Raw genomic sequence first — 13950 nt, 5'->3', positions numbered from 1 at the left:
TCTCACACGGACATCACCGACTCGTCGGCGACTGGACGTCGCGCCGGCGGGCGGTCGAAGAGCATCACCACGTTGCCATGGAAACGCTGGACGGCTTCGTCGACGCTGCGGATGAATCCTGTCTCGGCGTTGCCGCGGCCGCTGCCCATACTCTTGAACAAAGAGAGGCGGAACCCGGTGATCCGGGCATCGTCGGCCTTGGGCAGCAGGTCCGCCGGCTCGGGGCGCAACCGCTCCAGTGTGCCTCGCGGGCCACCCGTCTCACCGTCGACCAGTGTCTCGATGTGCAGGTCGGCCGGTGCCTCGGCCAACCGCCGGACGAGCCTCTTGACCCAGGCCAGGGGATATCCCTGGGCAGGGGCGGGGATGTCCGTGGAGACCCGGAGCCTGCCAGTCCGCAGATCCGCCCCGACCGACAGCACACCGGACGTGCCGTCGATACGAAGTTCCGCCTGAAGCCGCCCTTCGACGCAAAGCCGGTCTGCCCGGGCCTGGCGCAGTTCGCGCGGGTCCCCGCCACGCTTGCCCCGTTGTACCGGCAGCACCTTGCGCCCGAGTTCGCCGCCAAGTCCGAGGCACACCTGTCGGATGAGCCGTTCCCAGCTCTCCACGACTTCCAGCGCTTTTGGATCGCCCTGGCTCAGAGTCTCGTCGTCGATGCCGTTGCGCACCGGCACCCAGGCGGGTCCCATGTTCTGAAACCCGTGACAGCCGGAATTCTCGTGCTGGAGGTAATGCAGCAGCTCATGGAGCAGCCAGGCGTGCGCCGCGTTGCCGACGCCCTCGTGACGGATCAACACCTGGGCTTGGTAGGCGACTTCCGCCCAGGAAAGGTGCCAGAGGGCCACCTTGTGCTTACGGCGTCCATCGGTCTTGACGTCCACCAGAGGACTACCCTCCAGGGCTACGTCGTTGGACAGCGTGATCACGGCCTCGTAACCCCGCCGCCCGGCGATGTCCATATACGCCTGCACCTGGTCGCTCTTGAGCGCATTACCGTTGGTCTTCGTCTCGATCAACGCAGTCCAGAGCTTGCCTGCCCGCTCGACGCGGACGACACCGTCCGGGCGCCGAGGTGTGTCGCCGTACGGCAGAGAGACCTCGACGAACGTCTCCATACGGCCCGCCGGCGCTCCGAACCCGGCCATGAGTCTTCTGCCGAACTCCGGCACCTGGGCCATCACCGACAGCAGAACCGAGGTGGCGCGGGCCTCCCGGTCCCGGTCGCTCTTGAGTGCCGAGACCGGGAACAACCTCGATTCCCTCCAGGATTCGTTCTCGGCGAGAGACTTCTTCGCCTTCACCGCTTTGGGGAGCGTGATCTTCCTCTTGGCTGTACGGGGGCGCGGCGTCCGGCCGGGCCCTTGGGTCGCTCCCGCCGACCGCCGGGGGGAGGGAACGGCGGGCAGGGCCGACTCGGGAACCGGCTGAGCGGTGACGGCTCGCACCGTCACGCCCTCCTCCTCGGTCGGACCGTCGTCCAGCACGGACTCCGTCGCCGCGTCGTCATCGATGTCGACGCCGAAATCCCTCGCCAGACCGGCCAGTCCTTCGGCGTACCCCTGGCCAACGGCACGGAACTTCCATACGCCGTCCCGGCGGTACAGCTCGCCGAAGATGACCGCGCTCACCGATTGCGCGTCGTCGATGGCGAACCGAAGGATGCCCTCGCCGGCCGCGTCGGACAGAGTGACTCCGAGATCCTCCAGCTCACCGAAGCGGGCGCCACCGTACCGGCTCGCGGCGACGACCATCCTGTCGACGTTCTCCGGTACCGCCGTCAAGTCGAACCCGATCCGGTCCTCATCGCCCCGTTCCGCCGGGACCTTGCCGAGCAACTGCACGCTGCCGTCCGGGGCCACCGGGTTGTTGTAGAAGTAGAAGTCGGCGTCGCTGCGCACCTTGCCGTCCGGTCCCAGCAGCAGGACCGATACGTCAGCGTCTCCTTCACCGCCCGGACTGGCCCAGCGGAGACTGACGATCACCGAACCGACGTTCTCACTCAGAGCCGAAAGCGTCGCGTTCGAGCCCTTCAACATCTCCTGCACCAACAATCCCCCCAGACTGCCTCGTTCACCCAGGCGCACGCCATCCGCCCCCATCGCACCACTCGGTGTGATGTGACCCACAGGCGACGACTGTAACCTCCGGACATCAGCGCCAAGGCCGAAACGGTGGGACGTGGTGCGACGAGGCCGGAGGGGGCTTGGGTGGGTTATGAGTTGCAGGCGGTGATCGCTGGGGACGGGTTGCTGCGCGGGGTGGCACGGGACGTCGCGGGGGCTCGGGTGGTGGGTCTTCGGCAGGGGTTGTCGTTGGTGCCGATGACGGACGAGCTGGTGGACGCCGTCGCGGGCGGCGGTGGTGCGGAGGCTCTGGGGTTCCGGCGGCTGTCGGCGGGCTTCGAGAGGATGCTCGCCGGGTGGTCCGTCGCGGGTCCCCTCGCGTATGTCGAGGCCGAGTACTTCGGCGGTGTGGGTGAGGAGCGTGCCGTCGTGTGGGCGGACGGAAGGTTGGCGCTGGGGCCGCTGGACGCGCCGGTGAAGAGGTGGTTCTCGCGGCCGGCCGGTCCTGTCTCGCAGGCTCTGCGGCGGCTCGGCGCGCGCAGGGGGCTCGGCGGGGACGAATTCGGCGCCGTGGGACTGGACCGGCACCGGTGGACCGACGACTGGGCGGCTTCCGGAGCCGGTTGAGGCTGTTCCCTCGGCTTTGTGCCGATGCGCCGGCTCGGCCCGCCGTTTCCTGGTTCGGCGACGGCTGGCGGCGGAACGGGCGCGCCCGCCGCGTCAGGACGCGTTCCGGCCTGTTCTGCCGGTCAGGGCACGTTCGGGCGGTCCTGCCGGTCAGGGCACGTTCGGGCGGTGCTGCCGGTCAGGACGCCGACAGGGCTATGCCCAGGGTGATCAGGGTGGCGGTCTTCAGGATCTCCAGTGCCACGTACCACAGGTGGCTGCGTGAGCGGGGCAGGTCCTCGCCCGCGAGGACCCGGTCCGACCTGCGGTTGAGGACGGGGCGGACGGCGGCGAGCTGGACGGCGAGGAGTGCCGCCACCGCCGCGGTCAGCGCGATGATCCCGGTCGGTGCGCCGCCCACCGCGACCGTGACGATCACGACGGCCGCCAGGACGGTCTCCACGCCGTTCAGCGCCCGGAACACCAGCCGGCCGATGCCCAGCCCGACGGGGATCGTGACACCCGGGGCGCGGAACTTCAGCGGCGCCTCGAGGAAGGAGATCGCCAGCACCATCCCGAGCCAGACGAAGGTGACCGCGCCGGCGGTGGCGGCGGAGGTGGTGTTCATGGGGGTTACGGGCCTTTCTCCGCCGGGGCGGCGGCTTCCGCGCGTGGCTCAGGAGGCTCGGGCCGCCGACGCGCCGGCCAAGTGGGCGACGCAGGAGTCCGGTTCGGCGAACGGCTCCAGCGCGGTGGCCGTCAGCGGCGCTTCCATCCGGTCCAACGCCCCCTGGATCAGACCCAGATGGAGCGAGCACACCAACCCGCCCTGTTCCTCGGCGAGTTCCAGGAAGGGGCAGTGCCGCAGCCGGATCCGTTCCGGGGGCCGGCCGGGCTCGCCGGCGCCTTCGGCCCGCGGTGCGAAGCCCAGGCCGTCCAGCAGGGCGAGCAGCCGTGCCGTCGACCGTTCGGGCGTCGGTGTCTCGTCCGGCGCGGGCGGGTCCGCCAGATAGCGGCCCCAGGTCCGGCCCGTCTCCCGGGCCTCCGCGCGCGCCTCGGCCGGGTCGGCGGCGGTCCACCGGCTGAGCAGCATGCGGGCCAGCAGCCGGTAGTCGCGCGGGCCGCCCCGGCCCATGCCGGGGCGCGCGGTGTAGACGGTACGGGGCCGGCCGGGCCCGGAGGGCTCCTCGGTCCGGCGCTCCACGAGCCCGTCGGCCACCAGGGCGTCCAGGTGGAACCGCACGCTGTTGGGGTGGAGTCCCATCCGCTCGGCGGCCTCGGCGACCCCGAGCGGCGCGGGCGCCGCGCGCAGTACGTCCAGCAGCGCTCGGCGGCGCGGACTCTCCCGCGTGCTCACGTCCGGACACCCCATCTCCACCGCGGCCGGTTTTCACGAATCCTACATGGATTAATTGTAGAGTGGCCGGGAGTGCGAGCGGGGGATCGTGAGAGCCGAGGGGAACACCAGATGACATCGCCGTCCGCGACCGACACCGGACCGGCCGCCCGCCCGGCGACCCGGCCGCGCGTCCTGTGCGAGACCCGCGCGCTGGCCGAGGCACCGCCGGTGCCCGCCGGGGTGCTGTGGAAGCTGGCCGAGAGCGGGCGCCAACTCGACGCGAACGTGGTCCGGCTGGCCCCGGGCGGCCGGGTACCGGCCCACACCGAGACACAGCTGGACGTACTGGTCCTGGTCGTCGCCGGGGACGGTCTGCTCGGCGACGGCTCCCCGGCCCCGGGGCAGCCGCTCGCCGAGGGCGCCCTGGTCTGGCTGCCGCACGGCTCCGCGCGCAGCATCACCGCCGGCCCGGCCGGGCTGACGTACCTGACCGTGCACAACCGGCGCCCCGGCATGCGGATCGGCTCGCGCCCCGATGCGGCCACGGCGTGACACCCGGGGTGGCCGGGCCGCCCGCACTGACCGTTAGGGTGCCCGCGTGAGTACGTTCACCGATGCGAGCACCCCCGGCCGCCATGACCCGTACGCCACCACCGAGGCCGACCCGCGCGAGGTCGGCCGGGTGCGCACCGAGTACTCCCCGGCCCACGACGGCGACCCCGACCCCGGGGAGATCGTGTGGACCTGGGTGCCGTACGAGGAGAACGACGGCCGGGGCAAGGACCGCCCGGTGCTGGTCGTGGCCCGGGAGGCGGCGGGCACGTTCCTCGCGCTGCAACTGTCCAGCAGGCGGCACGACGGGGACCGGGAGTGGGTGGCCATCGGCGGCGGCCCGTGGGACCGCTCCGGCCGCGACTCCTGGGTGGACGTCGACCGGGTGCTGCGGCTGCACGAGCGGGGCATGCGCCGGGAGGCCTGCGCGCTGGACCGGATGCGCTTCAACCTGGTCCGACAGCGACTGCACGAGCGCTACGGCTGGACCTGACGGCAGGACCGCCGCCCTTCACGCTGCCCGCGCCTCGGGAAACGCCCGTACGAACGCCTCCCGCACCACCGCCTTCGGGGTCCGGTCCAGCACGCCGAACACCACGTGGTCGAACGTGTACGCGAACCGGCCCCCGGGGCCCAGGGCCGCCCGGAAGGCGCCCGCGACCCGCGCCGGGTCGTTCTGGAAGACACCGCAGCCCCAGGCGCCGAGCACCAGCCGCCGGTAGCCATGGGCCGCGGCCGTCTCCAGCACGCGTTCCGCCCGTACCGCCAGCGCGCCCGGCAGTTCGGCGGCCCGCTCCGGCGCCGTACGCCGGATCACGCCCGCGTTGGGGGCGGCGGCCGTCAGGAACCCCACGGGATACGGCTCGGCGAGCAGCCGGCCCCGGTCGTCGCGGAAGACGGGGACGCCCGGGGAGTGGATCACCCGGTCGGTGTAGAACGGGTCACGGTCGGCCCGGTGGTGGTCGTAGAAGCCGCGGGCCGTCAGCAGGCAGGTGTGCAGCGCGGAGGCGCGGCACAGGGCCTCCTCCTGGGCCTGCGCGCCGTTGAGGTAGCCGCCGCCCGGGTTGCGGGCCGAGGCGAAGTTCAGTACGGCCACGGGGGCGTCGGCCAGTCGGCGGGCCGCCTCCAGACTGCTCTCCCCGGTGACCTCGAACCGCGTGCCGCCCTCGGGCCCCGCGCCCGAAGGCGCCGCTCCCGAAGGTCCGACCTCCGAAGGCCCCGCCCCCGACAGCCCAGTCCCCGTAAGCCCCGGCGCCAGAGCCTCTGACGACGAAGCCCCCGGCACCGGCACCGGTTCGGGACCGAAGATCCGGGTGCCCGCCCGCGCGGCCTCGACCGCCTCGGCGATCGGCACCTCCCGGCCGTCCGGCGTCCGGTACCCGCCCGCGGCCACGATCCGCTGTGTCTCCGCGGCGATCCCGCGCAGGCGCGCGCTCACGGCGCCACCCCCGTGGGCGCCGCGACCGCGCCCCGCGCGGTCTCCCCCGTCGTGCTCATGCAGGCATCCTGGGTGATGCTGGTATGCGGCGCAACGGAATTGCGGTCGAGCCCGGAATGTCCGCATCCGCACTCTTGTGCGCGCCCGCCGAAGGGTCTTGGCTGGGATGAGTGCCCGCTCGGCCCGCGCCATGGGCCGATGGCATGCTGGAGCCTCAGGAGGATCCCGACATGTCCGACATACAGAGCGACGGCGGTGACTGTACCGAGCACCGCACCGCCGTCACCGAGGCCGAGGCGGAGGCCCTGATCCGGGGCATCTGCTTCAAGACCGGACCGCCCCGCGCCCTCGGTGTCGAACTGGAGTGGCTCGTCCACTCCCTGGAGCTGCCACAGCTCCCGGTCACACCCGAACAACTCGAAGCGGCCTACGCCACGGTGCGGACCCTGCCCCTGGCCTCGGCGCTCACCGTCGAACCCGGCGGCCAGCTGGAGCTGAGCTCGCCGCCCGCCGCCTCCCTGATGGAGTGCGTCGACACCGTGTCCGCCGACCTGGACGCCGTACGGGCCGCTCTGGCCGGGCACGGCCTCGGTCTCACCGGCCTCGGCCACGATCCCCGGCACCCGCCCCGCAGGTTCCTGCGCGCGCCCCGCTACGACGCCATGGAGACCTGCCTGGACCGCACCGGTCCGGCCGGCCGGCGCATGATGTGCTCCTCCGCCTCCGTCCAGGTGTGTGTGGACGCGGGCCAGGAGGAGCCGGGCCCGCTGGGGCACACCCGGCGCTGGTGGCTGGCGCACCAGTTGGGCGCGGTGCTGGTGGCCGCGTTCGCCAACTCCCCGCTGGCCGGCCTGCGGCGCACCGGCTGGCGGTCCACCCGTCAGCTGATGTGGATGGAGATAGGGCCCGGCCGGGCCGGCGCTCCCCCGCTGGACGGCGAGCCACGGGCCGCCTGGGCCCGGCACGCGCTGGACGCGCCGGTGATGTGCGTCCGCCGGGACAGCGGCCCCTGGGAGGTTCCCGAGGGGCTCACCTTCCGGGAGTGGACCCGTTCCCGGTCGCCCCGGCCACCCACCCGGGCGGACCTCGACTACCACCTGAGCACCCTGTTCCCGCCGGTCCGGCCGCGCGGCCATCTGGAGCTGCGGATGATCGACGCGCAGCCCGGCACGGACGGCTGGCTCGTGCCGCTCGCGGTGACGGCCGCGCTGTTCGACGACCCGGGGGCCGCCGAGACCGCCTACCGGACCGTGAAGCCGCTGGCCGAACGGGCCCTGGACCGGCCCGCCCCGCACAATCCGCTGTGGGCCGACGCGGCCCGGCACGCCGTCGCCGATCCGGAGCTGCGCGAGGCCGCCGACGGCTGCTTCGCGGCGGCCCTGGAGGCGCTGCCCCGGCTCGGCGCCACGACGCGGGTCATCGACGCCGTGGCCGGGTTCCGCGACCGCCATGTCGCCCGGGGCCGCTGCCCGGCCGACGACCTGCTGGACGAAGGACCACCCGGGGGCACCCGCGCCCACGGGAGGAAGGACATCCGCACATGACCGCCCCGGAGACCGGCACCACGACCACCGAGACGGACACCGAGGCGCTGCGCGAGCGGGCGCTGGCCTGCCTCACCACCGCCCGTGCCCGCACCACGCTGCTGACCACCTGTGTCGACGAACCCGACCTGACCGCCCAGCACTCCCCGCTGATGTCCCCGCTGGTGTGGGATCTCGCGCACATCGGCAACCAGGAGGAGCTGTGGCTGCTGCGGGCGGTCGGCGGCCGGGAGGCGATGCGGCCGGAGATAGACAGTCTGTACGACGCCTTCGAGCACCCGCGCGCCGAGCGCCCCTCGCTGCCGTTGCTGCCACCCGCCGAGGCCCGCCGGTACGCGGCCGAGGTGCGCGGCCGGGCGCTGGACCTGCTGGCGTCGGCGGACTTCCACGGCACCCGCCTCACCGAGGCCGGTTTCGCCTTCGGCATGGTCGCCCAGCACGAACAGCAGCACGACGAGACCATGCTGATCACCCATCAGCTCAGGAAGGGCTCGCAGGCGCTGACCGCGCCCGACCCGGACCCGGCGCCGCCGTTCACCGGGCCGGCCGAAGTCCTCGTACCCGGCGGCCCGTTCACCATGGGCACCTCCGCCGAGCCCTGGGCGCTGGACAACGAACGCCCGGCCCACCCCCGGGAAGTGGCCCCGTTCTGGATCGACACCGTCCCGGTGACGAACGCCGCCTACCAGGCGTTCATCGAGGACGGCGGCTACACCACCGGGCGCTGGTGGGACCCGCGGGGGTGGGCGCACATCCGGCGGCACGGCATCACCGCCCCGCTGTTCTGGCAACGGGACGGCGACCGGTGGCTGCGGCGCCGGTTCGGGATCACGGAACCGGTGCCGCCGGACGAGCCGGTGCTGCACGTGTGCTGGTACGAGGCGGACGCCTACGCCCGCTGGGCCGGACGCCGGCTGCCCACCGAGGCGGAGTGGGAGAAGGCGGCCCGCCACGACCCGGTCACCGGCCGCTCCCGGCGCTACCCGTGGGGCGACGCCGACCCCGGGCCCGAGCACGCCAACCTCGGCCAGCGGCATCTGCGGCCCGCCCCCGCCGGCAGCTACCCGGCCGGCCAGTCGCCGCTGGGCGTACGGCAGTTGATCGGTGATGTGTGGGAGTGGACGGCGAGCGACTTCCTGCCGTACCCGGGGTTCCGGGCGTTCCCGTACAAGGAGTACTCCGAGGTGTTCTTCGGCTCCGACCACAAGGTGCTGCGCGGCGGCTCCTTCGCCGTGGACCCGGTGGCCTGCCGGGGCACGTTCCGCAACTGGGACTACCCCGTGCGCCGGCAGATCTTCTCCGGGTTCCGCACCGCCCGTTCGGAGGCCGTCTGATGTGCCGTCACCTCGCTTACCTGGGGCCCGAGGAGCCGCTCGGCCGGCTGCTCGTGGAGCCCCCGCACGGCCTGTACCGGCAGTCGTGGGCGCCGCGCCGGCAGCGGTACGGGACCGTCAACGCCGACGGGTTCGGGGTCGGCTGGTACGCGCCCGGGGATCCGGAGCCGGCCCGCTACCGGCGGGCCGGGCCGATCTGGGCCGACCTGTCCTTCGCCGACCTGGCCCGGGTGGTGCGCTCGGGCGCCGTCCTCGCCGCGGTGCGGGACGCGACGCTGGCGGGGGCGGACGCCGAGGCCGCGGCGGCACCGTTCGCGGCCGGGCGGTGGCTGTTCAGCCACAACGGGCTGATCGCGGGCTGGCCGGACGCGGCGGCACCGCTGGTGTCCGCGCTGCCCCCGGTCGAGCTGCTGTCGCTCCAGGCCCGCACCGACTCCGCGTTCGTCTGGGCGCTGGTCCTGCACCGGCTGCGGGCCGGACAGCCGCCGCGGCGGGCGCTGGGCGAAGCGGTGCGCGAACTGGCCCGGGCGGCCCCGGCGTCCCGGCTGAACCTGCTGCTGACCGACGGGGACACGATCACCGCGACCGCCTGGGGCGACTCGCTGTGGTACCGCGCGGAGCCCGGCCGGAGCACGGTCGTCGCCTCCGAGCCGTACGACGACGATCCGCTCTGGCGGGAGGTCCCCGACCGCACCGTGCTGACCGCGAGCCGCGCCGACGTGCGCCTCGCCCCGCTGGAGGATCCGGCGGCCGTACCCTCGAAGGAGCCCTGCACTTGAGCCCCTTGCACATCACCCGCACCCTCCCCGAGGACGCGACGGAGGCCGCGCTGCGCGCCGACGTCCTCAGCGGCCTCACCGCCACCCCCAAGCGGCTGCCGCCCAAGTGGTTCTACGACGCCCGCGGCAGCGAGCTGTTCGAGCGGATCACCGAGCTGCCCGAGTACTACCCGACGCGCGCCGAACGGGAGATCCTCGCCACCCGGTCCGGGGAGATCGCCGCCGCGAGCGGTGCCCGCTCCCTGGTCGAACTGGGCTCGGGCTCCTCGGAGAAGACCCGCCACCTCATCGACGCGCTGCCCGCTCTCGCCGCGTACGTGCCGGTCGACGTGAGCGAGAGCGCGCTCACGCAGGCCGGGCGGGCGCTCGTCGAGGAGCGTCCCGGTCTCCATGTGCACGCGCTGATCGCCGACTTCACCGCCCCGCTCACCCTGCCCGCGACGCCGGGGCCCCGGCTGGTGGCCTTCCTCGGCGGGACGATCGGCAATCTGCTGCCCGCCGAACGCGCCCGGTTCCTGGCCGCCGTCCGCGCGCTGCTCGCCCCGGGCGACGGGCTGCTGCTCGGCACGGACCTGGTCAAGGACGAGCGGGTGCTGGTCCGGGCGTACGACGACGCGGCCGGGGTGACGGCCGCGTTCAACCGGAACGTGCTGGCCGTGATCAACCGTGAACTGGGCGCCGACTTCGACCCGGAGGCGTTCGAGCACGTCGCCCTGTGGGACGCCGGACAAGAGTGGATCGAGATGCGGCTGCGCTCCCGTACCGCCCAGACCGTGAAGGTGCCCGCCCTCGACCTCGCCGTGGACTTCGCGGCGGGCGAGGAGCTGCGTACCGAGGTGTCGGCCAAGTTCCGCAAGGAGGGGGTGACCGCCGAACTCGCCGCCGCCGGACTGGAGCTGACGCACTGGTGGACGGACGCGCCGGGCCGCTTCGCGCTGTCGCTGAGCGTGGTGCGGTGAGCGGGGCGAGCCGGGTCCGGCGGCTCAGCCGATGTCGGGGGCGAGCGCCTCGGTGATCCTCCGGGAGGCGCGGCGGGCCTCGGCCGCCGGGTCCCCGCCCTGGAGCACCCGGGTCATGTACTCCTTGATCGGGTTGTCGGCCTCGACGTCGGCCCACTGAGGTGTGGTGGGGGTCGCCCGGCCGTGGGCCGCGCCCGCGGCCATGGCGGCGACCCCCTCCGCGCCGGCGACCGCGCCGGCCAGCGTGGTCTTGTTGGGCACGTAGTTCATGGTGCGGGCCAGCTCGGTGTCCCACTTGGTGCCGGTGAGCGCGCCGACGACGGTGGTCGCGGCGAACTGGTCGTCGGTGTTGCGCGGGACGACCAGGTCGGAGCCGCCGGTGAAGACGGTGCCGGGCCGGCCGGCGGTGGGGCCGGGCACGGGGAAGAAGCCGAGCTTGTCCTTCAGGTCCGGGTTCTGCCGGACGATCGACTGGGCGAGCCCGGGTACGGCGATGATCTGCGCGACCTTGCCGCCGGCGAACACCCCGGCCTGCGGCGGGTGTTCCTCGTCGGCGTCCACGGGTCCCGCGCCGAGCGCCTGGAGCCGCCGGTAGAAGTCCATGCCGCGCAGCGCGGCCGGGCTGTCCAGGGTGCCCCGCCACTCGTGGTCCTTCTCCTCGGCGAGTTCGCCGCCCTCGTCCCAGATGAACCCGGAGAGCGTGTACCAGTCCTGGCCCGCGAGGTAAATGCCCTGGTTTCCGCCGGTGTTGAGCTTCTCGGTGGCGGTGAGCCATTCGTCGCGGGTCCCCGGCGGGCGGGTGATGCCGGCCTGCCGGAACAGGTCCTTGCGGTAGATGACGACCCGGTTGGCCGCGTACCAGGGGATGCCGTACTGCTTGTTGCCGTCCTTGCCGGGCTGGGCGAGGCCGGGCAGCCAGGTGTCCTTGCCCCAGTCCCGCATCGACTCCAGCGTGAGGTCCGCCAGCCGGCCGCCGTCGGCGTACAGCGGCACCTGGGTGTTGCCGACCTCGATGACGTCCGGTCCGTCACCGGAGGACTCCTTGAGCGCGCCGCGGACCTTCTCCACGATGCCGGTCCATTCCTGGATGCGGATGTCGAGGCGCAGATCGTCGTGGGTGCGCTCGAAGTCCTCGGTGAACCGCCGCAGGAACTCCTTGGAGGCGCTGTCCTTCATCAGCCACACGGTGACGGTCTTCCGCTCCTGGTGGTCGCCGGGGAGCATCCCGCAGGCGCTGACGAGGGAGCCGGTGACACAGATGAGGGCGAGCAGACGACGTCTCACGAAGGGTCCTGTTCTGTCTGGCAGGTGGTGCCGCGGGGTGCTGGGACAGGGTGGGGGGCCCGACGTGGGGGGACGAGCGCGGAGGCTCGTACGGGTGTGCTGGATTTTGGTATGTACCAATGCGGAGGTCAAGCGCTACCCGGCGGTACGCCCGCGACGCCATGCGGAGCGGGCGCGGATAGTGCACGGTGGAGTACGGCCTGACATGTAAGGAGCACCCGCATGACGAACCACACCTACCGGGTCACCGAGATCGTCGGCACCTCGCACGAGGGGGTGGACCAGGCCATCCGCAACGGCATCGCCCGCGCCGACCAGACGCTGCGCAACCTGGACTGGTTCGAGGTGACCCAGGTCCGCGGCCAGATCGAGAACGGCCGGATCGAGCACTACCAGGTGGGTCTGAAGGTCGGCTTCCGCATCGAGGACAGCGCCTGAGCCGTCCCGGCGCGCGTCAGGTGCGGCCCTCCCGCTCCTGCGCCTCCTCGACCGCGGCCGACTTCCTCGCCCAGCGCGCCCGTACGACGGTGAACCCGGCGCGTTCGGCGTCGTCGCACACCAGCTCGTCGTCGTCCACGAGGACCCGGACCTCACGGTCCCGGGCGAGCCGGCGCAGGATCTCCAGCTTGGTGCGGCGGGCCGGTCTGCGGTCGGCGTCGCGCCGCATGAACACCCGCCCCTCGGGCAGTCCGTGCGCCGCGAGCCAGTCCAGTGTGTCTCGGCGGTACCGCTCGGGCCGGCCGGTGAGATAGACGACCTCGCAGCCGCGGGCGCTCTCCACGGCCAGCGCCACGCCCTCGGCGAGCGGCGGGTCCGCGGGCGCGGCGGCGAAGAACGCGGCCCAGTCCCGCGGCCGGCGCTCCAGGAAGTGCTGACGGTGGGCGGTGTCGGCCAGCGTGTTGTCGAGGTCGAACACCGCGATCGGCGGCCTGTCGCGGTCGGTCACACGGTCACCCTAGCCAGTCGCCGTTCCCCGCGCGCCCGCACGGACATCCGGGAATCCCGCGCGCGTCCCGGCGTTGAACACTGCGTGAGCAGCACAGTGATCAGCCGCACCCGGTTCTCCGTCCTCGACCGCTCGCGCACCCGCGAGGGCCGTCCGCCCGGCGAGGCGCTGCGGGACACCGTCGCGCTGGCCCGGGAGGCGGAGGCGCTCGGTTACCACCGGTTCTGGGTGTCCGAGCACCACGGCGTGCCCGGGGTCGCCGGGTCGGCGCCGACCGTGCTCGCCGCCGCGGTCGCCGCCGCCACCCGCACCGTCCGGGTGGGCACCGGCGGGGTCATGCTGCCCAACCACCGGTCCCTGGTCGTCGCCGAGCAGTTCGGGGTGCTGGAGGCGCTGTTCCCGGGGCGCATCGACATGGGGCTCGGCCGCTCGGTCGGCTTCACGGACGGGGTGCGCAAGGCGCTGGGCCGGGACAAGGGCGACGCCGAGGACTTCGCGGCCCAGCTCGCGGAGCTGCTGGAGTGGTTCACGGGCGGCTCGCCGACCGGGGTGCGGGCCCGGCCCGCCGAGGGCCTGACCGTGCCGCCGTTCGTGCTGGCCCTGGGCGAGGGCGCGCGGACAGCGGCCCGCGCGGGCCTGCCCATGGTCATCGGCGATCTGCGGGGCCGGGAGAAGATGCTGCGCGGCATCGACCAGTACCGCTCCCTGTTCCGCCCGTCCCGCTGGGCGGCCGAGCCGTACGTGGTGATCTCCGGCACGGTCGCGGTCGCCGGCACCGAGGCCGAGGCGCGCCGGCTGCTGGTCCCCGAGGCCTGGTCGCTGGCGTACTCCCGCACCCACGGCACCTTCCCGCCGCTCGCCCCCGCCGAGTCAGTGGAGGCGCGGACGATGACGGCGAAGGAGCGGGACCTGTACGAGTCCGCGCTCGCCGGGCACATCGCGGGCACCCCGGAGCAGGTCGCGCACGAGCTGGAGAGGGTGCTGAAGGAGACGGGCGCCGAGGAGGTGCTCGTGACGACCAGCACCTACGACCGTACGGGGCTGCTGGACTCCTTCCGGCGGCTGGCCGCGCTGTTCGCGCCGGGCCGGTGAGCCCCGGTCCC

General features: G+C 73.3%; 15 protein-coding genes. 9 read left to right on the top strand and 6 right to left on the bottom strand.

Annotation, left to right across the window (positions count from 1 at the left end; all coding sequences use genetic code 11):
* Window positions 1-2: 2 nt before the first annotated feature.
* Complete coding sequence (locus IE251_RS25825) at window positions 3-2039, bottom strand: TerD family protein (RefSeq protein WP_189755559.1); 2037 nt, start codon at window positions 2037-2039, stop codon at window positions 3-5.
* Window positions 2040-2324: 285 nt separating this feature from the next.
* Between IE251_RS25825 and IE251_RS25820 the strand changes: the two genes are divergently transcribed.
* A complete protein-coding gene (locus IE251_RS25820) occupies window positions 2325-2693 on the top strand; it encodes a hypothetical protein (RefSeq protein ID WP_200692092.1) in 369 nt (122 codons plus the stop codon).
* A 178-nt stretch (window positions 2694-2871) separates the two neighbouring features.
* On the opposite strand, the gene IE251_RS25815 is transcribed toward IE251_RS25820, so the two are convergent.
* Window positions 2872-3300 (bottom strand): hypothetical protein, encoded by a 429-nt coding sequence (locus IE251_RS25815; RefSeq protein WP_189755414.1) that lies wholly within the window; start codon window positions 3298-3300, stop codon window positions 2872-2874.
* Between the two features lie 48 nt (window positions 3301-3348).
* Complete coding sequence (locus tag IE251_RS25810) at window positions 3349-4029, bottom strand: helix-turn-helix transcriptional regulator (protein ID WP_229896934.1); 681 nt, start codon at window positions 4027-4029, stop codon at window positions 3349-3351.
* A 111-nt stretch (window positions 4030-4140) separates the two neighbouring features.
* On the opposite strand from IE251_RS25810, the gene IE251_RS25805 reads away from it, so the two are divergent.
* The gene (locus IE251_RS25805; protein WP_189755413.1) at window positions 4141-4563 is read left to right on the top strand and encodes a cupin domain-containing protein; all 423 of its coding nucleotides are present in this window, start codon (window positions 4141-4143) and stop codon (window positions 4561-4563) included.
* A 46-nt stretch (window positions 4564-4609) separates the two neighbouring features.
* On the top strand, window positions 4610-5056 hold the full coding sequence (locus tag IE251_RS25800) for a type II toxin-antitoxin system PemK/MazF family toxin (protein ID WP_189755412.1): 447 nt from the start codon (window positions 4610-4612) through the stop codon (window positions 5054-5056).
* Window positions 5057-5074: 18 nt separating this feature from the next.
* On the opposite strand, the gene IE251_RS25795 is transcribed toward IE251_RS25800, so the two are convergent.
* Window positions 5075-6001 carry a TIGR02452 family protein gene (locus tag IE251_RS25795; RefSeq protein ID WP_189755411.1) on the bottom strand — a complete coding sequence of 309 codons (927 nt, stop codon included), beginning with the start codon at window positions 5999-6001 and terminating at the stop codon, window positions 5075-5077.
* A 230-nt stretch (window positions 6002-6231) separates the two neighbouring features.
* Here IE251_RS25795 and egtA point away from each other — a divergent pair, with 230 nt between their 5' ends.
* Genes egtA through egtD form a run of 4 tightly spaced genes read left to right on the top strand, consistent with a single transcriptional unit; the run spans window position 6232 to window position 10617 of the window.
* Window positions 6232-7545, top strand: a complete 1314-nt coding sequence (egtA, locus tag IE251_RS25790) for an ergothioneine biosynthesis glutamate--cysteine ligase EgtA (RefSeq protein ID WP_189755410.1) — start codon at window positions 6232-6234, stop codon at window positions 7543-7545.
* A complete protein-coding gene (gene egtB, locus IE251_RS25785) occupies window positions 7542-8879 on the top strand; it encodes an ergothioneine biosynthesis protein EgtB (protein WP_189755409.1) in 1338 nt (445 codons plus the stop codon). The genes egtA and egtB overlap by 4 nt, the downstream gene beginning before the upstream one ends.
* On the top strand, window positions 8879-9658 hold the full coding sequence (gene egtC, locus IE251_RS25780; RefSeq protein ID WP_189755408.1) for an ergothioneine biosynthesis protein EgtC: 780 nt from the start codon (window positions 8879-8881) through the stop codon (window positions 9656-9658). Before egtB ends, egtC begins: the two co-directional genes overlap by 1 nt.
* Entirely contained in the window at window positions 9655-10617 is a 963-nt protein-coding gene (gene egtD / locus IE251_RS25775) for an L-histidine N(alpha)-methyltransferase (RefSeq protein WP_189755407.1), read from the top strand. Before egtC ends, egtD begins: the two co-directional genes overlap by 4 nt.
* Before the next feature lie 24 nt (window positions 10618-10641).
* Here egtD and IE251_RS25770 read toward each other — a convergent pair whose 3' ends face one another.
* The gene (locus IE251_RS25770; RefSeq protein WP_189755406.1) at window positions 10642-11901 is read right to left on the bottom strand and encodes an extracellular solute-binding protein; all 1260 of its coding nucleotides are present in this window, start codon (window positions 11899-11901) and stop codon (window positions 10642-10644) included.
* A gap of 222 nt (window positions 11902-12123) precedes the next feature.
* On the opposite strand from IE251_RS25770, the gene IE251_RS25765 reads away from it, so the two are divergent.
* Window positions 12124-12339, top strand: coding sequence for a dodecin (locus tag IE251_RS25765; protein WP_030607157.1), 216 nt, complete (start codon window positions 12124-12126; stop codon window positions 12337-12339).
* Between the two features lie 16 nt (window positions 12340-12355).
* On the opposite strand, the gene IE251_RS25760 is transcribed toward IE251_RS25765, so the two are convergent.
* On the bottom strand, window positions 12356-12847 hold the full coding sequence (locus IE251_RS25760; RefSeq protein WP_189755405.1) for a phosphatase domain-containing protein: 492 nt from the start codon (window positions 12845-12847) through the stop codon (window positions 12356-12358).
* A gap of 84 nt (window positions 12848-12931) precedes the next feature.
* Here IE251_RS25760 and IE251_RS25755 point away from each other — a divergent pair, with 84 nt between their 5' ends.
* A complete protein-coding gene (locus IE251_RS25755; protein ID WP_189755404.1) occupies window positions 12932-13939 on the top strand; it encodes an MsnO8 family LLM class oxidoreductase in 1008 nt (335 codons plus the stop codon).
* Window positions 13940-13950 lie beyond the last annotated feature (11 nt).

It is taken from the genome of Streptomyces eurythermus (assembly GCF_014649115.1).
GTDB lineage: Bacteria > Actinomycetota > Actinomycetes > Streptomycetales > Streptomycetaceae > Streptomyces > Streptomyces eurythermus.
Note: the sequence above shows the minus strand (reverse complement) of the source record. Positions and strands in the feature narration are given on the sequence as shown.